This is a genomic window from Dokdonella sp. (assembly GCF_039926425.1).
Classification (GTDB): domain Bacteria; phylum Pseudomonadota; class Gammaproteobacteria; order Xanthomonadales; family Rhodanobacteraceae; genus Dokdonella_A.
The window spans coordinates 1-22382 of record NZ_JBDSWZ010000076.1 but is presented as its reverse complement, the minus strand read 5'-3'; the positions used below and the strand labels follow the sequence as shown (position 1 = coordinate 22382).

Annotated in this window: 18 protein-coding genes; 10 read left to right on the top strand and 8 right to left on the bottom strand. The window is 64.1% G+C overall.

The features are described from left to right. Positions 1 to 9: 9 nt before the first annotated feature. A complete protein-coding gene (locus ABIV12_RS04730; protein ID WP_348056761.1) occupies positions 10 to 927 on the top strand; it encodes a 5'-nucleotidase in 918 nt (305 codons plus the stop codon). Positions 928 to 984: 57 nt separating this feature from the next. Here the strand turns inward: ABIV12_RS04730 and ABIV12_RS04725 are convergent, their stop codons facing one another. Further along, positions 985 to 1509, bottom strand: a complete 525-nt coding sequence (locus ABIV12_RS04725) for a hypothetical protein (RefSeq protein ID WP_348056759.1) — start codon at positions 1507 to 1509, stop codon at positions 985 to 987. A gap of 178 nt (positions 1510 to 1687) precedes the next feature. Continuing rightward, positions 1688 to 2515 carry a polysaccharide deacetylase family protein gene (locus tag ABIV12_RS04720; RefSeq protein WP_348056757.1) on the bottom strand — a complete coding sequence of 276 codons (828 nt, stop codon included), beginning with the start codon at positions 2513 to 2515 and terminating at the stop codon, positions 1688 to 1690. 146 nt (positions 2516 to 2661) lie between these two features. Here ABIV12_RS04720 and ABIV12_RS04715 point away from each other — a divergent pair, with 146 nt between their 5' ends. From ABIV12_RS04715 to ABIV12_RS04685, 7 genes are all read left to right on the top strand, one after another. After that, positions 2662 to 3834, top strand: a complete 1173-nt coding sequence (locus tag ABIV12_RS04715; protein ID WP_348056755.1) for an acyl-CoA dehydrogenase family protein — start codon at positions 2662 to 2664, stop codon at positions 3832 to 3834. Between the two features lie 29 nt (positions 3835 to 3863). Next, positions 3864 to 4484 carry a pilin gene (locus ABIV12_RS04710; RefSeq protein WP_348056753.1) on the top strand — a complete coding sequence of 207 codons (621 nt, stop codon included), beginning with the start codon at positions 3864 to 3866 and terminating at the stop codon, positions 4482 to 4484. Then, positions 4484 to 5041, top strand: a complete 558-nt coding sequence (locus ABIV12_RS04705; protein WP_348056751.1) for a GNAT family N-acetyltransferase — start codon at positions 4484 to 4486, stop codon at positions 5039 to 5041. The genes ABIV12_RS04710 and ABIV12_RS04705 overlap by 1 nt, the downstream gene beginning before the upstream one ends. Continuing rightward, positions 5038 to 5685: a glutathione S-transferase family protein gene (locus ABIV12_RS04700; RefSeq protein ID WP_348056749.1), complete on the top strand. Its 648-nt coding sequence runs from the start codon at positions 5038 to 5040 to the stop codon at positions 5683 to 5685. The genes ABIV12_RS04705 and ABIV12_RS04700 overlap by 4 nt, the downstream gene beginning before the upstream one ends. A gap of 133 nt (positions 5686 to 5818) precedes the next feature. Continuing rightward, entirely contained in the window at positions 5819 to 8086 is a 2268-nt protein-coding gene (locus tag ABIV12_RS04695; RefSeq protein ID WP_348056747.1) for a thiamine pyrophosphate-dependent enzyme, read from the top strand. A 60-nt stretch (positions 8087 to 8146) separates the two neighbouring features. After that, a complete protein-coding gene (locus ABIV12_RS04690; RefSeq protein WP_348056745.1) occupies positions 8147 to 9793 on the top strand; it encodes a hypothetical protein in 1647 nt (548 codons plus the stop codon). A gap of 113 nt (positions 9794 to 9906) precedes the next feature. Beyond that, positions 9907 to 10809, top strand: a complete 903-nt coding sequence (locus tag ABIV12_RS04685; RefSeq protein WP_348056743.1) for an adenylate/guanylate cyclase domain-containing protein — start codon at positions 9907 to 9909, stop codon at positions 10807 to 10809. A gap of 447 nt (positions 10810 to 11256) precedes the next feature. Here the strand turns inward: ABIV12_RS04685 and ABIV12_RS04680 are convergent, their stop codons facing one another. The 5 genes from ABIV12_RS04680 to ABIV12_RS04660 all read right to left on the bottom strand — a co-directional run bounded on the left by ABIV12_RS04680 (position 11257) and on the right by ABIV12_RS04660 (position 17121). Beyond that, positions 11257 to 12669: a DUF1501 domain-containing protein gene (locus tag ABIV12_RS04680; RefSeq protein WP_348056741.1), complete on the bottom strand. Its 1413-nt coding sequence runs from the start codon at positions 12667 to 12669 to the stop codon at positions 11257 to 11259. Positions 12670 to 12681: 12 nt separating this feature from the next. Continuing rightward, positions 12682 to 14529 (bottom strand): DUF1800 domain-containing protein, encoded by a 1848-nt coding sequence (locus ABIV12_RS04675; protein WP_348056739.1) that lies wholly within the window; start codon positions 14527 to 14529, stop codon positions 12682 to 12684. A gap of 147 nt (positions 14530 to 14676) precedes the next feature. Continuing rightward, positions 14677 to 15735, bottom strand: a complete 1059-nt coding sequence (gene murB, locus ABIV12_RS04670; protein WP_348056737.1) for a UDP-N-acetylmuramate dehydrogenase — start codon at positions 15733 to 15735, stop codon at positions 14677 to 14679. Next, complete coding sequence (locus tag ABIV12_RS04665) at positions 15732 to 16778, bottom strand: quinone-dependent dihydroorotate dehydrogenase (RefSeq protein ID WP_348056735.1); 1047 nt, start codon at positions 16776 to 16778, stop codon at positions 15732 to 15734. The genes murB and ABIV12_RS04665 overlap by 4 nt, the downstream gene beginning before the upstream one ends. A gap of 58 nt (positions 16779 to 16836) precedes the next feature. Then, entirely contained in the window at positions 16837 to 17121 is a 285-nt protein-coding gene (locus ABIV12_RS04660; protein WP_348056733.1) for a DUF4190 domain-containing protein, read from the bottom strand. Between the two features lie 286 nt (positions 17122 to 17407). Here ABIV12_RS04660 and ABIV12_RS04655 point away from each other — a divergent pair, with 286 nt between their 5' ends. Together ABIV12_RS04655 and ABIV12_RS04650 are read left to right on the top strand one after the other, a co-directional pair. Next, positions 17408 to 18157 (top strand): hypothetical protein, encoded by a 750-nt coding sequence (locus tag ABIV12_RS04655; RefSeq protein WP_348056731.1) that lies wholly within the window; start codon positions 17408 to 17410, stop codon positions 18155 to 18157. After that, on the top strand, positions 18154 to 21366 hold the full coding sequence (locus tag ABIV12_RS04650) for a hypothetical protein (protein WP_348056729.1): 3213 nt from the start codon (positions 18154 to 18156) through the stop codon (positions 21364 to 21366). Before ABIV12_RS04655 ends, ABIV12_RS04650 begins: the two co-directional genes overlap by 4 nt. 106 nt (positions 21367 to 21472) lie before the next feature. On the opposite strand, the gene ABIV12_RS04645 is transcribed toward ABIV12_RS04650, so the two are convergent. Continuing rightward, positions 21473 to 22382, bottom strand: a 910-nt coding sequence (locus ABIV12_RS04645; protein WP_348056727.1) for an aldehyde dehydrogenase family protein, incomplete at its 5' end; no start/stop codon positions are given.

Genomic DNA, 22382 nt, shown 5'->3' with positions numbered 1-22382 from the left:
GCTGAGTCCATGCCCGTGCGCGATCGCGATGCCGGGGGTCACACCCTCGTCGTCGCGATCTCCTCGCGTGCACTGTTCGATCTTGGCGAAAGCCACGACCTGTTCGAACGCGACGGCGTCGATGCGTTCGCGCGCTATCAGATCGAACGCGAAAACGATCTGCTCGCGCCAGGCATTGCGTTTCCACTGGTGCAGAAACTGCTGAACCTCAATCGGGCGTCGCCCGAGGCGCCGCACGTCGAAGTGATCCTGCTGTCGCGCAACTCCGCCGACACCGGCTTGCGCATCTTCAATGCGATCGAGCATTACGGCCTGGCAATTTCGCGCGCCGCCTTCACGCGCGGCGCACCGACATTCCCGTATGTGCATGCATTTGGCGCTGACCTGTTCCTGTCGGCCAATCCGGACAGCGTGGGGCAGGCGCTGAAAGCCGGCATCGCTGCCGCGACGATTCTTCCGTCGAAGGCGCCGCAGCGCCAGTACGAGCAACTGCGCATCGCATTCGATGGCGACGCCGTGCTGTTCGGCGACGAATCGGAACGCGTGAGCGAGGAGGGCGGCATCGACGCGTTCCATCGGCACGAAACCGAGCGGGTGCTGGAACCGTTGTCCGGCGGCCCGTTTCGCGGCTTCCTCGATGCGTTGCATCGGCTGCAGGAGGCGTTTCCGAGCGAGGCATCGCCGATCCGCACCGCGCTCGTCACTGCGCGATCGGCACCAGCGCACAAACGTGTGATCCTCACGCTCCGCGACTGGGGCGTGCGCATCGACGAAGCCCTGTTCCTTGGCGGGCGTCCGAAGGGCCCGTTCCTCGAAGCGTTCGGCGCAGATATCTTTTTCGACGATTCGGCGACCAATGTCGAATCCGCGAGGCAGCATGTCGCGACCGGGCACGTTCCCCGATCCGCGCACCGCGATGTACCTTGACCCGCCGTTCACTCGTATTGCGCGTCATCCCGGTGTGGAACGGTGCAACCTTCGCGACTAGAACGGTCCTAGTGCCTGCACTTTCGCGATCAGCGCACGCTGGATGTTCTCGTGGAGGGGCTTGTGCCAGTTCACGATCAGGTAGGGATGGCCCGCTCCAATGAAGCCTGCCTCGGTCGCGACCGCGAGTGCCCGTGCATCGCCGCAATGGCCGAAAAATGCGTCGCAACAATCGGCGTAGCGCTCGAAAGCGTATTTGAGAATCAGGTACCAGATCCCGCCCGCGGCGTGAATGGCGTCGCGATGGGCGTGTTCCATCCTGCGGATCGTGTCGCCATTGCTGCACGAACCTCCGGACAGATACACGTCACCGAACGCACGCATGTGCGAATACCCTGCGACCCGCAAGCCTCCTTCAGGATCACGATACAAGGCGGCGAGATGTCGCCCGACGTCCGGAGGTGGCGCCGCGAATTTCTTCTGGAACAAATCGCCGACGAGCAATCGTGCGTCGTCCACCTCGGTGATCGTGAGGAATGGGCGAAGCGATTCGGGAATCGTGTGGAGTGCGCTTCTGTGCATGACGCTTTCGCTGCTCGATCGACCTAGACTATCCAACCAGAGCGGCGAACGGTAGCGAAGGGAAGGGGAGCCTGTCGCGGAGATCGGGTCGGGCTGCTGCGCTTGCCGCGTGCTCGTCTCCCGGCCCCTCCCTTGGTGTTGGTGCCACAACGGGCACGCTTCCGTCTGTGACCGGCGGTCAGTCGCGCTCTGTCGCTGCGATCAGCAGTTGATCGAGTTCCCCGGCAGTTCTCCAATGGGAGCCGCACACGAAACGCGGCAGATTCCAGCGTGCGCTGGAGTGCTCGACCGGCGCCGGTTCAGTGCCGAAACACGCGCGCAGCCGATGCTCGGCTTGATGCGTCGGCAGATAGTCGTCGAGCATGTAACGGCTCGCTTCGCCGTACGGCCAGGCCAACAGACTGGATCGATGCGGGGACAGCAGCCCATCCAGCCAATCCGCAGCTGCGCGGACTTCGGCGTCTGCATCCCGGTACGTGTCGATCGTGAGAAACGTGCCCTTGCGCTGCTCGCGTTGCGCGGTTTCGGGGAGGGTGTGGTGGTTGTGATCCCAACTGTGGCTTTCGATCGACAGCAAGCCCTCGCGTTGTGCCGCGACCCACCAGTCATCGTCCCACCAGCCCAGCCCCGCCAGGCAGGTGCGGTCGAGTGTCGCACGCGCATCCGGCGAGACGATCACGAAGCTGGTCGCATGCACGAACGCGCCGGTTTCCCCGCTGAAATCACGCAGGATGCCTGCGAAGCCACGTTGCATGCCGCAGGTCGGATGATCGAGGTCGTGCCAGTCGAACCACGAGCCATCATCGAAGGTGATCGCGACCGCATGTGCAACCGTTGACGGCGACGCGCCACCCATCAGCACATCCACCACCTGCGTGAGAGGAACGATCCGCAAGCCTTTGCGGTGGATCAGACGCAGATCTGCGGCCAGCGCGACATGGTCGTTGGTCGCGTAGTCGTTGCCGGAAATGTTGTTGGAATGATAGGTGAGAACGGGAACGCGCATCGGCGCCATTGTCTCGCAATTTGCCGCCGCCGAAGTCGCCGGGTCCGCCTGTCGATGTCGCCGGCGGAGCCAATCCGCCGCCGATGGTGGCGTCTGGCGCGCACGGCTACAATACCCCGCTTTGCCCCACGCCCGGACCCCTTCCAATGCCCGCCACTCCGCTCAATCCAACCGATCTGTTCGATATCCGTTCGATGCTGTCCGACGAAGAGCGCATGGTGCAGGACACCGTCGCGCGCTTCACCGACGAGCGCGTGCTGCCGATCATCGGCGACTGCTTCGACAAGGCGCGCTTTCCACAGGAACTGATTCCGGAGATGGCCGACCTTGGCCTGCTGGGTTCGTCGCTGCCGACCGAATACGGCTGTGCCGGAATGAACGGCGTCAGTTACGGCCTGGTGTGCCAGGAGCTCGAACGCGGCGATTCGGGCATCCGCAGCTTTGCCTCGGTGCAGTCGTCGTTGTGCATGTATCCGATCTACGCCTACGGCTCGGAAGAACAGCGCCGACGCTGGTTGCCGGACATGGCCGCGGGCAAGGTGATCGGCTGCTTCGGCCTGACCGAACCGCACGGCGGGTCCGATCCGGCCAACATGAAGACGAATGCGAAGAAGGACGGCGCCGACTGGATCCTCAACGGCGCCAAGATGTGGATCACCAACGGCAACCTCGCCCACATCGCGATCGTCTGGGCGATGACCGACGAAGGCATCCAGGGCTTCCTCGTGGAGAAGGACTTCGCCGGTTTCAGCGCGCAGGAAATCCACAAGAAAATGAGCTTGCGCGCCTCGGTGACCTCGGCGCTGTTTTTCGACAACGTGCGCGTGCCGGAAACAAACCGCCTGCCGAACGTGAAGGGCCTGAAGGGGCCGCTCGGCTGCCTGACGCAGGCACGCTACGGCATCACCTGGGGACCGATCGGCGCGGCCATTGCGTGTCTCACCGAGGCGACCGAGTACGCGAAGAACCGCATCCTGTTCAACCGTCCGCTTGCGGCCAATCAGGCAGTGCAGCTGAAACTTGCCGACATGGCGCGGCGGATCACGCTGGCGCAGTTGCTGTCGCTGCAGCTTGGGCGTTTGAAGGACGCCGGCAGCATGCAACCGACCCAGGTCAGCCTCGCGAAATGGAACAACTGCCGCATGGCGATCGACATTGCGCGCGAAGCGCGCGACATCCTTGGCGGCGCCGGCATCACCACCGAACATTGCCCGATCCGCCACGCGTTGAATCTCGAATCGGTCATCACCTACGAGGGGACTGAAACCGTGCATCAGCTGGTGGTCGGCCGCGAACTCACGGGCATCAACGCGTTCTGACGTCAAGCAGTCATCGAACGGGGATACGCATGCGCAATGATGTGCTGGTGGTCGCGGGGGGATTGATCGCGGTGGTCGCGGGCGTGCTGCTTTACCAGGGCATGATGCAGCGGCAGGACCAGAAGCAGTTGCTGTCCGAAATGCGACTGCAGAGCGAGTCGACCCGGCGCGAGCTCGATCGGCTGTCGGCGGAGCAGTCGGCGATTCGCACGACGGTCACCCAGACGCATGACGCCGTCGCTGCGGTGACCGATCCGTCAAACATCGCGATGCGCAATGATTTCACGAGTGTCGCCGCAATGCGCACGGCGATTGCCGAGTATTACGCGACCACGCTCAAACTGCCGTCGAACAATCAGGAGGCGGGGCTCGCGGCGCCGGATCAGTATCACGGCACTGCGCTGCAATCGGCGAGCGTGATGCCGGACGGGCACATCGAACTGCTGTTCGGAGCGGTGCCCGGTCATGCGGGCGGGCACATCCGCCTGGTTCCGGATCTTTCCGGAAGCGACGCGATGGGCATGCGCTGGCATTGCGAAACCGATGACTTCGCATCGATCGCACAGACCTTGCCGGGCTGCGAGTACAAGGGCGTGCATCCAACCGACGCCGCGCAACCGGCGATTCATGCCGCCGCGACGGAGGGTTGATGGATCGCATGAACACGCGGATCGAAACGGAACGCCTGATCCTGCGCGTTCCGCATCGCGATGATTTCGACGCATACGCTCGGATGCTGGCGGACGAGGAAGCAGCGCGCCACATTGGCGGCATGCTGCTGCGCGCTCCGGCATGGCGCAAATTCCTGCAGATGCCGGGTGCATGGGCGATCCAGGGATTCGCGATGTTTTCGGTGATCGAGAAATCCAGTGGCCAATGGATCGGACAGGCTGGGCCGTGGCAGCCCGAAGGCTGGCCGGGAACGGAGGTCGGTTGGGCATTTGTCCGTTCGTCGTGGGGGAAGGGTTACGCAAGCGAGGCGGCAACCGCGTCGATCGATTGGGCGTTTGCGAAACTTGGCTGGACCGACGTGATCCACTCGATCGTCCCTGAAAACCGGGCGTCGCAGGCACTGGCGCAACGACTCGGTTCGATCAACCGCGGACGCGGCCGATTGCCGCCGCCGTTCGAGGAGGTGCCGATCGATATCTGGGGACAGACGCGCGAGCAATGGCTCGCACGACGTGCGGGAGCGGGCTCGGCATGATCAGCGTCTACGGCTATTCGCCGTCCGGCAATTGCCACAAGCTGCGCATGATGCTCGGGCATCTCGACCGCGACCATCGCTGGATCGAAACCGACAGCGCGCACGGCGCGACGCGCACGCCGGAGTACCTTGCGAAAAATCCTAACGGCCGCGTGCCGATGTTGGAAACCGACGACGGACGCATTCTCGTCGAGTCGAATGCGATCCTCTGCTGGCTGGCGGAAGGCACCCCATATTTCGGTGGGGATGCCTGGCAGCGCGCGCAGACCTTGTCATGGCTGTTCTTCGAGCAGTACAGCCACGAGCCGTACATTGCCGTCGCGCGCTTCATTTGCGGCTGGGCGCCGCCCGACTCACCGCGACGGGCGGAGTTGCCGACGTTGCGCGAACGCGGCCATCAGGCCTTCGGCGTGATGGAAACCCACCTTGCCGCGCACGCATGGTTCAGCGGCGACCACTACAGTATCGCCGACATCGCGCTGTTCGGGTACACGCACTGTGCCGACGATGGCGGTTTCGCGCTCGGCGCGTATCCGCACGTGCTCGCGTGGCTCGACCGCATTCGCGCGCAACCGGGATTCGTTTCGATGCCGGCGCTTGCCGCGGAAAACGCCGAGCGGATTGCGCTCTCCAGAACCGGGTAGGCGCGAGAGGCGCGCCCGCGGTCCGCTTCGATTTGTTTCGACGTCATGCCTGCAAACGCAGGCATCCATTTTCATCGGGAAACGGGTTGGCGCTGACGCGCACGATCCCGCTGCACTCTTCCAGGTCCTTCCAATGTCCGCGACGCCCAACGCCATTCCTGCACGTCACCGCAACGTCAATCGAGCCGACGTCTGCGACCGGAACTTCATTGAATTCGTGGGCGACTGGAGCGGTACGCCGGGTCGCCCGCCACGTGCGGACGACCCGGTCCTGGAGGGTAGCCTGTGCACGGCCGGCGATTTCGTGGAGCTGCTTGAATCGCAGCTGGCGTCTCGACATCTCGACCTCATGGCGCGGGTGCTTCGCGTGCAGAACAAGGTCTTCTACACCATCGGATCGAGCGGCCACGAAGGCAACGCGATGGTTGCCCGCCTGACCCGGCACACCGATCCTGCATTCCTGCACTATCGCAGCGGTGCCTTCATGGCCGAGCGATTTCGCAAGCTGCCCGGGATGGATCCAATCATGGATTCGGCATTGTCATTCGCTGCGAGCAAGGACGATCCGGCATCGGGCGGCCGTCACAAGGTATGGGGATCAAAGCCGTTGTGGGTGCTTCCGCAGACGTCGACGATTGCCTCGCATCTTCCAAAAGCGCTCGGCACCGCGGTCGCGATCGAACAGGCGAAGCGCATTGCCCATCCGTTGCCGGTGCCCGCCGATTCGATCGCAATCTGCTCGTTCGGCGATGCGTCGTCCAATCATGCGACTGCCCAGACCGCGTTCAACACGGCGCAGTGGACGGCGTATCAGAAGTTGCCGGCACCGGTGCTGTTTGTCTGTGAGGACAATGGCATCGGGATTTCGGTGAAGACACCGGGCGGCTGGATCGGCAATGCATTCCGGCATCGCGATGGTCTCGACTATTTCCCCGCTGACGGTCTTGATCTGGCCGCCGGCTACGAGCAGGTAGCCCGGGCCGTGCATCACTGCCGCACCACGCGCCGTCCGACGTTCCTGCATCTGCGCACCACGCGGATCATGGGACATGCCGGCACCGACTTCGAAATCGAATGGCGCAGCATCGAAGAGCTGATGGCGGTGGAGGCGAGTGATCCGCTGTTGCGATCCGCGGCGATCGCGCTTGAATCGGGGTTGTACACGCGTGAGTCGTTGCTTGCGGTGTACGAAGAGACCCGCCGCACATGTTTCGCGGCGGCCGATGAAGCGGATCGGCGGCCCAAGCTCGATCGTCTCGAAGACGTCATCGCGCCGCTCGCTCCGTACACGCCGTCGAAGGTCGAGGCGGAGGCGACGCGCGCGGATTTCGCGGAGAAGCGCGCATCGGTGTTCGGCGGCGAGGACAAACTTCCCGAACGACTGCCGCCGCGGCATCTCGCGATCCAGATCAACAATGCGTTGCACGACCTGTTCGCCAAGTATCCGCAGGCGCTGCTGTTCGGCGAGGATGTGGCGCAGAAGGGCGGTGTGTACACCGTCACCAAGGGGCTGCACAAGGCGTTCCGGAATGCGCGCGTGTTCAACACGCTGCTCGACGAGACGATGATTCTCGGCCTCGCGCAGGGGTACGCGAACATGGGCCTGCTGCCGATTCCCGAGATCCAGTACCTCGCCTACTTCCACAACGCCTGCGACCAGATCCGTGGCGAGGCGGCGTCGCTGCAGTTCTTCTCGAACGACCAGTTCCGCAACCCGATGGTCGTGCGCATGGCGGGGCTCGGCTACCAGCGCGGCTTTGGCGGGCATTTCCACAACGACAATTCGATCACCGCACTGCGCGACATTCCCGGCTTGATCGTCGGATGCGCAAGTCGAGGCGACGATGCGGTCACGATGCTGCGCACGCTGACCGCGCTGGCACAGGTGGACGGCCGCGTGTCGATCTTCCTCGAACCGATCGCGCTGTACATGACCAAGGATCTGCACGAGGCGGGCGATGGCCAGTGGCTGACGTCGTATCCGCCGCTCGACCAGTCGATGACGCTTGGCGAAGGACGCGTCTACGAACCCGACGCGTGCGACCTTGTGATTTTCACGTATGGCAACGGCGTACCGATGAGCCTTCGCGCCGCGCGCGAGATTGAAACGAAGCGTGGCTGGAAATGCCGCGTCGTCGATCTCCGCTGGCTGGTGCCGTTGAACGATGCGTACATCGCCGAACAGGCAAAGACCGCGCAGCGCATCATCGTCGTTGATGAGGGTCGTCATTCGGCGGGCATCGGCGAGGGCGTCATTACCGCGGTCGTCGAGGCGGGGCAGGGCAGCACGCCATTGAAGCGCGTCGTTGGCGTGGACACCTTCACACCGCTCGCCAGCGCTGCGTTCCTGGTGCTGCCGGGCGAAGCGGATATCGTCGCGGCCGCCGAATCGCTGCGCTGACCACGGCGCCTTGTTCGTGTTGTTCCGTGCATGCAGTGCGGTCGACCGCGAGCGGACCCTATGAAGAGTTGCGAGTCCGGCTGGATCGCCCGCGCGTTCCATGCAGCGACGGCTGCGTGCGTCGCTGCGGCACTTGTCGCGGCGTGGCTGTGGTCGCCGCGCGTTCCGTACGCGGATGCATGGCGACACTACGCGCGTCTGATCGACGCGTCCTTTGCACGCGGTGTGCTGGCTGCCGACAACGGGCATCCGGAAGTGTTCGCGAATGTGGTGCGCTGGATCAGCCTGCACCAATGGCATGGCAATGAAGACCTGCAGATCGTGGTCGGCCTGCTTCTCGCGCTGGCGACGCTGGCCGCGCTGTTGCGCATCATCTGGACCGACGAAGGTTTGAGTCCGTCGCAGCGTGCGGCCGCGATGTTCACGATCACCCTCGGAATCTTCTGGCTCGGCAACGCGCGCGCGCTTCTGCACGACAACGAAACGCTGGATGTCTACAGCGTGCTGCTGTGCCTCGCCCTTGCGCTCGGATGGACCCGTACACGACCGGGAGACGACGCGTCGCTCAGGTCGACCATCGGCGCGACGATCCTGTGCTTCATGGCCGCGTTCAATTTCGGAAGTGGCATCGCCGCGTTTGGCGCGCTGTTCGCGGTGCTGTTCATTGCACGCGCGACGTGGCTGCGATGGGGGATCGTGGTTGCGGGGTTGGCCGTCACGCTGGTCGTCTATCGGCTGCTGGCCGGGAGCGTCGGTTCGCCGCCGCTCGCGCCGATCGATCAGGGGCTGACCGCGGTTCGCTGGTTGGCCGCGCCGCTGATCTATCTGTGTTGGCCGGTTGTGGATCCTGCAGTCGGGGGAGTGCTGCGCGTGGGAATGATTGCGCGCGCATGGACAGCTGTCTTTGGCGACGTTCGCACCAGCGCGCTCCCGCAGGCCGTGTGCGGCACGCTGCTGGTGATCGGCGTCCTACGATCGACCTGGCGTGCGCGACGCGATCGGCGCTGGACCGGAGCAACGCACACGTTGTGTCTTGCACTGGCATGGTTCGGCCTCGGGGTTTCCGCGTTGATCGCGTTGACGCGCGTCGACTATTTCGCGGGGTTTCCCGCACAGATCTACGCACCGCGCTACCTGCCGTGGTCGAGCCTCGCATGGGCTGGCTGGCTGGGCGCGTGGGTGACGCAACGCCGGTCGACGAGATGGATCCTGGGCGTGGTGGCGGGCGTCGGCGTGCTCGCGCTGAGTGCGGAGGTCGGCATGACGCTCGTGATGCGCCATCAGCTGGAGGTCGCCAACGACACCGCATTGGCTGCCGTGGTCGGCGTTGATCCGGGTGCGGCCGAAACAGGGGAGTCGGATGTCGAGGATGTCCGCGTTGGAGCCGCGGCAATGAAGCGGCTGGGTGCTGGCCCGTTCGCCTGGTCCGAGGCAGCGCTGATGGGCTTCCCGCCTCCTGCCAACGCGCGGCGACTTGCCGTCGGATCGTGGGACATGAACAGGCTGCGCGGCACGGTCGAACGTGAATGGACCCTCGAAGCGGTCATCGCCGACCCCGGCTGCTCAACCGACCGGTTGTTGGTGCTTGATCGTGGACGGGTGGCCGGGTTGATGCGCCGCGTGAGTGGAGACCGCTGGCGCGGAGTGGCGCGGGTGGAAACGGCTGATCCGTTGTTCGAGGTCGGCGCGCTCGCCTGCCGCCATTGATCGGCGCGGCCACCTGGCGCTTCGAAAACGACCGGATTGCAATCGTCGCGCGGTGGTGGAAACGCGATCGCGCGACTGCCGTTGCAGCACGGATTCGCTATCATCCGCGGGCCATGACCGAGCGCCGCTCCCTCACGATCCTGTTTGCCGACGTCTCCGGAAGTACGCGGCTGTTCGAGACGCGTGGAGACGAAGTGGCGCGCCGACTGATTGGCAATGTGCTGAATGCACTTGGCGACGTTGCCGCGCGCCATGGCGGACGTGTCATCAAGACGATCGGCGACGAGATCATGTGCACGTTCCCCGGTCCGCTGCATGGCCTCCTGTCGGCCACCGACATGCAACGACGCATCAAGACCGATCCGGAGTTCGTGCGCGACAATCTCGCGATCCGCATCGGCCTGCATCATGGCGAAGCACTGGTCGAGAACGGCGACGTGTTCGGCGACGCGGTGAACACCGCGGCTCGCATGGCGGACAAAAGCCTTGCTCGTCGCGACCAGATCGTGACCACCGCGAGCACTGTCAATGGCATCACCCAGACCACCGGGTTGCGGACGCGGTCGCTGGGTCAGGTTCGCGTGCTGGGCAAGCAGGCGCCCATCGAGATCGTGGATGTGATCTGGCAGGATGACGTCGCGAATGTCACCACCGTGCAGCGCGTGATGCAGAACGTCGATGCGGCTGAACGGTGCCGGCTTCAGTTGCGTTACAAGAGTCTGGTGTTCGAGGTCGACGAAGGCATGTCGTTCTCGATCGGGCGTGATCCGGCCAGCAGTCTCGTCGTCGAAACCGAATGGGTCTCGCGCAATCATGCGTTGATCGAATGGAAGCGCGGCTATTTCATGCTGGCCGACCGCTCGACCAATGGCACCTGGCTGAAGATCGGCGACGACGACGATCTTCTCGTCCATCGCGACGAGGTGCATCTGCGCCGCAGCGGCACGATGAACTTCGGCCAGGCGCACCGCATCGACGACGCGGATCTGGTCTATTTCAACTGCGCCGAAGCCTGAAGCGTTGCCGACGCCGGCTGTCCGGCGATGCGGCAGGCGAGCGGAGATTTGCCTGCGCTTCCTTGGTTCCAGTCGCTTTTTTTTCGGTCCCGGCGGTCAACTTTCTCGCTCCTTCGACTGTAGCGTGCAAGGACTGTCCTTCCCCTGCGAAGCGGGGGAAGGTGGCGACGCCGGAAGGGGCGCTCTTGATCTCGATGTTGATCTTGATCCTTCGCTTCGCGTTCCAACCAGAAGCGCCCCCTTCCGCCCTCCGGGCACCTTCCCCCGCTGCGCAGGGGAGGAAATCCGGGGCCGCGTCCCTGCCTGGGCGATCTCTCGCCTGCACGAGCAGCGTCAGCGGCAATGATTCCCGTCGATGCGCACGTCGTCGACGGACGTCATCGGGTATGCGTGCCGCGCATCCTGAGCCCGCCCATCCCGCGCTCGCGGTGATTGGGCTGCGCGATCTCAGGCAGCGTCGAAGCCGTTTGCGAAAATGTGATCGAAGTTGCTCGGGGGCAGGTCCGATCCCTGGAAGATGCCGAGCGGCGAATAGTTTTCATAGCCGGGGAACACGTAATAGATGTTCGGGTTGGCCATGCGTCGAACGAGCGCCTCCGACATCACCTGGCGAAAGTCGGTGGTGACTGCGACGTCGTTGCCTTCGTACAACTGGTCGCTGGCGAGGCCGGCGTACGTTCCGTACACGTGTCCGCCGTTGACAGCGCCGCCCATCGCGATCATCACGTTGCCGTAGCCGTGATCGGTTCCGCCGTCGGAATTCTCCAGTACGCGACGGCCGAACTCGCTGACGACGAGCACGTTGACGTTGTTCATGAAGTTGCCGGCGGCATCGCTTGAAAGATCGGTGTAGAACGCGGCGAGTCCGTCCGAGAGACTCGATGCCTGATTTCCGAACCAGTCGTATCCCTGCGTCGGATTGCCTTGGCCGACGTGCGTGTCCCAATTGCCGAGGTCGATCGTCGCAACGCGCAAGCCGACGTTCAACTTGATCATCTGCGCGATGTTGCGCAACTGCGAGCCGAAACTTCCGTTGTACGCGAGCGAATAATTCGCGCCGCCAGCGGCTTGGTAACCGCCGGTGTCACTCGCGCTGTACGGATTGAAGTCGACCGACCGAAGCATCGCGAGCGAGTTGAGCGTATCTGCGCCGGCGCGTTCGAGCTGGGTGCTGCCGCCGTTCCACAGCGCATTCATCCGCGACACGCCGCCCACCAGCCCGTGTGCGCTGTCGTCGTTCTGCCATGACCAGTGGAACGTGTCGAGACGGAAATCCGATCCGCTGTTCATCGTGATCGCATCGGTGCTGCCGAGCAGACTGCTCGCCGTGATGCTGCCGAGCGACGTTGCAGGCAGGGGAACGGTGGTCGGCAGGCCGCCGCTCGCAAGATGCCGCGTCAGCCAACCGATTCCGTTGCCGGAACCTCCGCCATTGCCGAACTCCAGGTTGGTCTGCGCTTCGAAATGGCTGCGGATCACCGGGTTGGGTTGCAACTGGCCGGCGCCGACAACGAACGCCGCATGCCCTTGCTGATACAGATCGTGCAGGCCTGTGGCGCGGGGATGCAGGCCCCAGGTGGAGTTGTTCAGTGCGAGTGCGGCACCAGCGCCGCTCCCCGGGATGCGGGTGTTGGTGCGGTTCGTTTCGTAGTCGGCGCGGTACGGACTGCCCGCGCCCGGTGGAAGCAGGCTGAGCCCATCCATCGCTCCGCGCAGGAAGACCACAACGAGTGTGTCATTGCTGGCGCTGGTGGGAATCAGCGGCGGCAGGAAGTACGCGCGTGCGTGGCTGCTCGCGCCGACGGCCACGGCGCTGACGCCGAGGGTCTTGAGGAAATCGCGTCGATCAAAACGTGTCATGGCGGTTTCCTCTCAGCGGCGCAGGAATTCGGGTGAACACAGGATCAGCCCGATGGTCACGCGCAGGCGTGCGATCGTGTAGTGCTTGGACAACGTGTTCGCGGGATTGAGATGCCACACGCCGGTGTGCTGTGCGCCGCCGTCGGTGTTGTCGGTGACCAGATCGAGCGGAGCCGTTGCTGCGGCTTCCTGGCGAAGAAAATCCACCGCCACGCCGTGTGTCGGTTCCGGTCGGTGACCGATGATGCGGTCGCACCAGTAGCCGACGATGTTGCTGGCGGTGCGCGTCGCGGGATCGGCAAATGCGGCGAGCGTCTGCCCCTGCACGTCGATGAGGAACGGATACGCGTTGTTGTAGCTCTCGGTCTGATGCATCTCCAGCAGGCGCGGCAGCAGGCGCATCGTCATTCCCATTGCGCCGGTGCTCGACCATGCGATCTGGGTGTCCGGATAACCGTTGGGAGCAGGCCAGTAGAACAAACGTTGACCGGCTGCCTGCAATCGACCAAGAAATTCTTCAGTGGGCGTGTAGATCGCCGTGTTGTCCGGCATCGGCGTGAAATCGGCCAGCGTGGCGCGCAACGCGCCGACCGCGGCTGTGGACGGCCGCTTCATCTTCTTGCCCCACGTCGTCTTGAACTCGTCCGACAGCAGGATCTCCCGCACCGCGGTCTCGATCTGGTCGGGCGCCTGCCAATTCGCCTGGAACGTGCTGGCGACTGTCTGCACCAGGGATGCGGAGACGCTGTCGCCTATGAGTCGGCGGCAGAGTTTCCCGATAACGAAATTCGCCGTTCCCGGATGCTGGGCCAGCATGTTGAACAGTGTGATGCCGTCGCTTTGCGCGCCGCCGGCTGAAAAGTTTCGGTGCAGGACGCGCTTCACGCCGGCATCGTGCAGCGCGTTGACGTACTCGAACGTTCCGCCGTTCGGATCGTTGCGCGTCTCGTAGGTGCTTTGCGAGATCGTCCAGCCGGTGAGTACCCGTGCCGCTTCGTAGACGTCGTCGTCGACGTACTGGAGCCGCTCGATCTTGCCGTCCCACGCAATGAAGGTCGGCAGCGACGGATCGTCGTCCGGATCGTCGACGATACCGGCGTAGTTTTCCGCGCCGAGGGTGTGCAGCTCATGCAGTTCGCGCGCGTAGTTCTCGTTGGGGCCGTCACGCGTGTTCGAGTACAGGTCAAGCATGTACATCATCGACGCCGATTCGCCGACCGCCTGCAGCAGCGTGCGAAAGTTGCCGAACACGTTGGGGCGGATCGCGTCGCGATCGAATGCTGGAAACATCGGGCCGCCGTCGTAGTCCCAGCCGAACACGCTGAAATGGTCGTGCCAGAAATCGGCCATCACTTCGTTGAGCTGGCGTGCACTGTAGATCTGGCGGATCAAGGTGGCGCATTCGCTTTCGGCGATCGGCAACATGCGCTGGTAATACTGGTTCGACGCGGTCAGTGCGTGGTGCTCGGTCCACAACTCGTTCGGCGTCTTGCCGAGGGTCGTGAAGCCGGCGCTGGCGATGCGGCTGTCGCATGCGCTGTCGCCGATCGACGACGGATCGAGCTGTCGGTTGACCCAGGCCAGCCAGCGCGCGTCGTCGGTCGCGCCGAGCGCGAGGAACGCAGCATGGTCGGGCGTGGTGAATCCGAACGTGCCCCGACTCAGCCAGCGCACGGCAGGCGGCGGAAATGTGGTCAGATCGGGAACGGTCGGGATTTCATCGTCGATGAGACCGTTGCGGCCCGGGCGTCGCAGCGCGGCACCGGTGTCGTCAGTCGTTGCGCCTGCACTGGAAAAGATCGCCGTGAACAGACGTCGGCGCGAGGAAACGAACGCCGCGTTGGCGGTTGCTGCAGCCATTGAAGGGTACCCCGGATCGTCGATGCGAGCGTTCGTCCATGGTCCGCGCACGTGCACGGGCAGAACAGAGCGGCCTGGTGCCGATTATTCATGCATTGCGCGCGCGCTTTGTGACGGTGCGCGCGAAACACCGTCCGCCGGTGCGATTCAGACGATGAGCGGCTCGGGCTCGATGTCGACGCCGAAGCGCGCTTGAACCTGCGCGCGGATGCGATCGGCCAGTGCGAGGAGATCCGCGCCGCTCGCGTTGCCATGGTTGACCAGCACCAGGGCGTGCTGATCAGAAACGCCGGCGTCGCCTTCGCGCACTCCCTTGAAGCCGCAGGATTCGATCAACCAGGCCGCCGACAGTTTCGAATGATCGCCGGCGGCCGGCCATGCCGGCAGGTGCGGATGCGCTCGCTGCAGTGACGCGGCTGTCAGGGTGTCGACGACCGGATTCTTGAAGAAACTGCCGGCATTGCCGATCAGCGCCGGATTTGGAAGCTTGCGCATGCGCAGACGGCTGATCGCTTCTGCCACCGAGCGGTGGTCGGGCACGCCGACCCCAAGGGCTGCCAGTTCTTCTCGAACGCCCGCATAGTCGATCCTCAGTTCGCGGGTGCGCGACAGTTCGAATTCGACCGCCGTCACGACGAACCGGTTGCGCTCGCGCTTGAAAACGGAATCGCGGTACGCAAACGCGCATTGCGCCGGATCGAGTCGCACGAGCCGTCCGAGCGGGCGATCCCACGCGTCGACCGCAGCGACGAACTCGCGTACTTCCACGCCATATGCGCCGATGTTCTGGATGGGCGACGCACCGACTGTACCGGGGATCAGCACCAGGTTTTCCATCCCTGCAAAGCCGCGGCCGATCGACCAGTGGACGAGATCGTTCCAGCTTTCGCCGGCTTCAACGCGGATGCGCGCCCGAATGCCGTCGTCGTCGACGATGGCAATTCCGCGGTTCGCCATCGACAACACCACGCCTGGCCAGTCGCGCGTGAAGAGGACATTGCTGCCTTCGCCGAGTACCAGCAGCGGCTGCTCGCGCAGCATTGCGTAGCCGAACAACTCGTCGAGTGCCGCGGCCTTGCGAACGTCGACCAGCAGGTTCGCGCGGGCGGCGACGCGGAATGTGTTGCGTGCCTGCAGCGATGCATTCTCGACGAGGGAGTAGCCGACGCCTTCGGCCTTGGCCGGACTGACGCGGTAGTCGTTCATCGCGTCCGGGCCGTGCGGCCTGCAGAAACCCGACGACGAATCGCGTCGACACTCTCGCCGATCAGCGCAGGCCCGCGATAGATCAGGCCGGTATAGAACTGCACCAGTGACGCGCCGGCGTCGATCTTCGCCGCGGCATCCTCGCCCGACAGAATGCCGCCGACGCCGATCGTCGGTATCGACGGACCGAGCCGCTTCGACATTTCCTGGAGGATGCGCGTCGACCGCGCGAAGAGCGGTTTTCCGGAAAGGCCACCCGCTTCCGCGGCGTGCCGATTGCCCTCGACGGCACCGCGGTCGATTGTCGTGTTGGTGCAGATCACGCCATCGATCCCAGCTGACAGCAGTACGGCGGCCATCGTGTCGAGTTCAGCGTCGTCGAGATCGGGCGCGATCTTCAGCAGCATCGGCTTGCGCGCACCGTGCGTCGACGCGAGTCGTTCCTGCGCCTCGCGCAATGTGCCGATCAGCCGCTTCAATGCATCCTCGCCCTGCAGGTCGCGCAAGCCTTGCGTGTTCGGCGAGGAGATGTTCACCGTGACGTAGCTCGCGCGCGCATACACGCGTTCGAGGCACAGCAGATAGTCATCTGCCGCGCGTTCGTTCGGCGTGTCCTTGTTCTTGCCGATGTTGATGCCGAGGACACCGGAGTAGCGCGCGCGCTCGGCATTGCGGACGAGCGCGTCGACGCCGCCGTTGTTGAACCCAAGCCGGTTGATGACGGCCTGGTGCTGGGCCAGCCGGAACATCCGCGGTTTTGGATTTCCCGATTGCGCGCGCGGCGTGGTGGTTCCGACTTCGATGAATCCGAAGCCGAGTCCCGCCAGCGCATCGATGTATGCGCCGTTTTTGTCGAGCCCTGCCGCAAGCCCGACCGGGTTATCGAACCTCAAGCCGAATGCCTCGGTGGGCACCGGTTTCGGGCGGGATGCGAGCAATGAGCCCACTCCCGAACGGTACGCGGTGTCGATCGCTGCGAGAGCCAGCTCGTGCGCGCGCTCGGCATCGAGGCAAAAAAGGAACGGGCGGGCGAGGGCGTACATCAGTGCGCCCGGCCCGCGCCCAGCGCCGGGTTGCGCCACACGATGGCCTGCAATGCGATCACTGCACCATGTGAATGAAGAACGCGAGTCCGCCAAGGAACAGGAAGATGGCGAGCACCGCGAGCACGACGGCGGCAATGTGCACCCAGCCGAGGATCAGTCCGCCAAGTGCGAGCCCGTCGCCGTCGAGCGTACCCGGCACCGAGCGACGAATCTCGGCCCGCGCCATGTGGCCGGTGATGATCGCCACGACAGCGCCGATGAACGGCAGCACGACCCACGACAGGATGCCGAAAACAAGGCTGATGAGAGCGGTACTGCTGGTGCGGGGAGCCACATTCATCGGGACGTCGGTTGCTGGTCGGGAAGGACCTAAAGGATAGCCGATCGATGTCGCTCACCGCGCAGACCGGACCCTCGGCGGACACCCGTCGGCAGCGAATGGCCGACGTCGGGCGAGTCGGGGCGGCACATACGGCGCGCGCATCGGAGTTTGCACACGTGGCCAAGTCAGACTTGAGCATGACCTTCGCCCCATCCATGGGAGGATCGCGGTGCGCTAGTCTCGGCAGCGGCGCCAGCCCGATCGGGCGTCAACAGAGTCGATGCAGGGTCATCCAGGAGGCGTCATGCGAATTCATTGGTGGCACGTCGGTTGCGCGCTTGCAGTGCTGACAGGAGTCGCGAACGCGTCGACCCTCGATGACCTGCTGGCAAAAAATCTTGCCGCACGCGGCGGGCTGGACACGATCCACGCCATCAAGACGCTGAAGACCAGTGGGACGCTGCGCTTCGGAGAGCAGTTCGAGCTGGCCTTCGAGCAGTACCAGAAAGCGCCGGACTCGGTTCGCAGTGAAGCGAGTTTGCAGGGTCTGACCGCGGTGCAGGCCTGGAATGGCAGCCAGGCCTGGCAAATCTCGCCGTTCCAGGGCCGCAAGGATCCCGAGTTGATGACCCCTGAGGACGCGCGCGGACTTGCCGATGACGCGCCGATCGCCGGCGCGCTCGTCGACTGGCAGACACGTGGCAGTCGTCTGGAATACCTCGGCACCGAGGACGTCGATGGCACGCAAGCGCACAAGATCAAGGTGACGCTGAAGAACGGCGACGTGCAGATCGTCTACCTCGATCCGGATCATTTTCTCGAGATCCGCACCCGTTCGCAGCGGACCGTGCGCGGCACCCTGGTCGAAAGCGTCACAGACTACGGCGACTACGAAAACGTTGCTGGTGTCTTCTTTCCGTTCTCCATTTCCACGGTCAACAAAGCCGACGGCAGCGAGCAGAAAACGTCGGTCGTGCACGCGCAAGCAAACGTTGCGATGGAGGACGCCTTGTTTGCGTTTCCGGGCGCGGCAATCAAGGGAGCCGCGAAATGAGGTTCTTCAAGCACAACACATTGGCGCGCATCGCACTGGCCGGCGCGGTCGCCAACCTCTCGGTGACCGCTCACGCAGTGGACGCTCCCACGCCGCGGTTCGATGCAGGCGCGATCTCGGGACTCGGCGCGCGCAACATCGGGTCGGCGGTGATGAGTGGCCGCATTGCGGCGATCGCGGCGTCGACCGGCAACGACGGCAAGACCACGATCTTCGTCGGCGCAGCCTCGGGCGGCGTATGGAAGTCGACCGACAGCGGAACCACCTTCAAGCCGGTGTTCGACAAGCAACGCGTCCAGTCGATCGGGGCGATCAGCATCGATCCCTCCGATCCGAAGACGATCTGGGTCGGCACGGGCGAGTCGTGGATGCGCAACTCCATCTCCATCGGCGACGGTATCTACAAGTCGAGCGACGGTGGCGAGACGTGGACGAACATGGGACTCGGAAATTCCGAACACGTCGCAAAGATCCTGATCGACCCGCATGACGGCAACACCGTGTATGCGTGCGTGCCGGGACGGCTATGGAGCGATTCGGCCGACCGCGGTCTGTACAGGACCCGCGATGGCGGCAAGAGCTGGAGCCAGGTGCTCAAGGGTCGCAACCTGTCGACGGGATGCGCATCGATCAGTCTCGATCCGAAGGATTCGAACGTCGTTTTCGCCGGAATGTGGGACTTCCGCCGCAAGGGTTGGACATTCCGCTCCGGCGGCGAATCCCCGACCGCCCCGTCGGCGAGCGGACTTTTCCGTTCTGCCGATGCGGGCGCTTCGTGGAACGAGATCACGGCCGACGCCAACAAGGGTTTTCCGAAGACCCCATACGGTCGCATCGCGGTCACCGTTGCGCCATCGGATCCGAACATCGTCTACGCGCTGGTGGAATCGACCGACTCGGCACTGTTCCGCTCGGATGACGGCGGCAAGACGTGGGACAAGCGCGACAAGAGCCAGTTCATGGTCTGGCGACCGTTCTACTTTGCCAGCCTGATCGTCGATCCGAAGAATCCCGAGCGCCTGTTCAAACCCGACCTGACGCTGATCCAGAGTTTCGATGGTGGCAAGAGCTTCGCCAACGTCGGTGGCGGCAGCCACGGCGATCACCATACGGTGTGGATCGATCCCACCGATACGCAGCACGTGATCACCGGCGACGACGGCGGCCTCTGGCAGTCCCGCGACGGCGGCAACAAGTGGTGGAAGTCGAACAACCTGCCGATCTCGCAGTTCTATCACGTGAGCGTCGACGATGCCGATCCGTTCCGCGTGTACGGCGGGTTGCAGGACAACAGTTCGTGGGTGGCCGACAGTGCGTATCCAGGCGGCGTCGCCAACTCGCGCTGGGAAAACATGTACGGCGGCGACGGCTTCTGGATGTTCGCCGATCCGACCGACAAGGACTATCTCTATGCGGAAGCGCAGGGCGGCACCATCGGGCGGGTCAACCGGCATACGCACGAGACACGCAACATCCAGCCGATGCCGAACTACAACGAGAAGCTGCGCTGGAACTGGAACACGCCGATCGCGCTGAGTCCGCACGATCCGAAAACGCTCTACATCGGGTCGCAGTTCCTGTTCCGCACGCGCGACCATGGCCAGAGCTGGGATCGCATCTCGCCCGATCTCAGCACCAACGATCCCGCCAAGCAAAAGCAGGAGCAATCGGGCGGCGTCACGATCGACAATTCCGCCGCCGAAACCTACACGACCATCTACTCGATCAGTGAATCGCCGAAACAGCCCGGCGTGATCTGGGTCGGCACCGACGACGGAAACGTGCAGCTCACACGCAATGACGGCGCGTCCTGGACCAACGTGGTGAAAAACATCAAGGGCGTTCCAGAGCATTCATGGATTTCGTGGGTACAGGCGAGTCCGTTCGATGCGGCCACCGCATTTGTCGCGGTCGACCGCCATACGTTCGGCGACATGGCGCCCTACATCTACGTCACGCACGACTTCGGCAGCAGCTGGAGCCCACTCGTCGCGCCGAACGATGACAAGGGTCTGCGCGGCTACGTGCATGTCGTCCGCCAGGACCCGGTCAAGCCGGAGTTGCTCTACGCCGGCACCGAGTTCGGCCTGTGGATATCGATCGACGCCGGTGGCACCTGGGCGCAGTTCAAGGGCGGCGAATTCCCCGCGGTTTCGGTGCGCGATATCGCACTGCAGGCCCGCGACGATTCGCTTGTTCTCGCCACCCACGGTCGCGGCCTGTGGATCATCGACGATCTCACGCCATTGCGGGCGCTGGACGCGAAGACGCTGTCGAGCACGGCAGCTTTCCTGCCGACGCGCGCGGTGCAGCAGCGCATCTCCGCATTTGGCGGCTGGCCGGAAGGTGACGCGAGTTTTACCGGCCCGAACCCGGCCGTCGGCGCGGATATCGTGTGGTATCAAAAGGAAAGGCACTTGTTCGGGAAACTGACGATCGAGGTGCTCGACGCGACCGGCAATGTGATCGACACGTTGCCGGCCAGCGTGCGGCGCGGCATCAACCGCGTCAGCTGGTCGATGCGCGTGAAGCCCCCGCAGGTGCCGCCGGCCGCGCAGATCGCATTCAATTCGACCCAGGGTCCGCGCGTTCCCGCCGGTACGTACACGGTGCGCATGACCAAGGGCAAGGATGTGTACGAGAAGAAGATCGACGTCGGCCTCGATCGCCGCGTCACCTTCGACGCGGCGGATCATCAGGCGCAGTACGCGGCGGCGTTGCGCGTGCGCGACCTGTTCGCGGCGATGACCACGCTGGTCTACAAGGTGAATGCAGTGCGTTCGCAAACCGATGCGATGGTCGCGGGACTTGACGCGAACGACGCTTCACGCAGGCCGTTGGTTGCTCTCAAGGCGCGCGCCGACGAGATCCGCAAGAAGATCGTTGCAACGACCGAAGGCGGTGCAATCACCGGTGAGGAGCGGCTGCGCGAGCACGCCGATTCGCTGTACGGCGCGATCATGTCCTGGGATGGCAAGCCGACGGACTACCAGTTGGCGCGCATCGACAGCCTGCAGCGCGAGCTCGACGACGTGCAGAGCGAGTTCGCATCGTTCGCCACCGGCGACCTCGCGCGCGTCAACGAGCGGTTGACGCGAGCCGGCAAGCCGGCGATCGACGTGCCCGATGCCGCGCCTGCCGAATCTTCGGGTGGTGCGCGCGCGAATCACCAGCGGGAGCAGGGACGCAACCCATTCGAGCGGGATTGACGTCGCTGAGCCTCGCGCGAAATGCGCGAGGCTCAGTCGAAAGCGACCGCGCCTTCGTCCTGCGGACGAAGGCGCGTCGTGCCCGATTGGATCGCCGTGCGGCCGATCAGAAGTCGAACTTGATGCCCTGCGCGAGTGGCAACGAGTCGGAGTAGTTGATGGTGTTGGTCTGGCGGCGCATGTAGACCTTCCATGCGTCGGAACCCGACTCGCGTCCGCCGCCGGTTTCCTTCTCGCCGCCGAACGCGCCACCGATCTCGGCGCCGCTGGTGCCGATGTTGACGTTGGCAATGCCGCAGTCGGATCCCGCAGCAGAGAGGTACTTCTCGGCGGCTTTCAGGTCCTGGGTGAAGATCGACGACGACAGACCCTGGGGCACCGCGTTCTGTAGCTCGATCGCATCATCGAGCGACTTGAACGACATGACGTAGAGGATCGGCGCGAACGTCTCGGTCTGTACGACCTCGTCGGAATTCTTCAGCCCGGTGACGATCGTCGGCAACACGAAGTTGCCCTTGCGATCGGTCAGCGCGGTGCCGCCGGTCGCGATGGTGCCGCCGCTGGCTTTCGCCTTGTCGACTGCAGCAACGAACTGGTCCACCGCCGCCTTGCTGTTGAGCGGACCCATCAGCGTGGTCGCCTGGGTCGGATCGCCGATCTTTGTCTCGACCTGCTTGTACGCTTTAACGAGCGTCGCAACGACGTCGTCGTGGATCGACTCGTGCACGAACACGCGTCGCGTCGAGGTGCAACGCTGACCGCAGGTGCCGACCGCGCCGAACACGATCGCCGGGATCGCAATCTTCAGGTCGGCGCTATGGTCGACAATGATCGCGTTGTTGCCTCCGAGTTCAAGCAGGGACCGACCCATGCGCTGTGCCACGCGCTCGCCGACGGCGCGACCGACCTTGGTGGAGCCGGTGAAGCTGATCAGAGGAATGCGACGGTCGTCGACGAAGGTCTGTGCGAGTTCGGTGCCGGCATCGTTGAACAGGAAGAAGATGTCCGGGAATCCA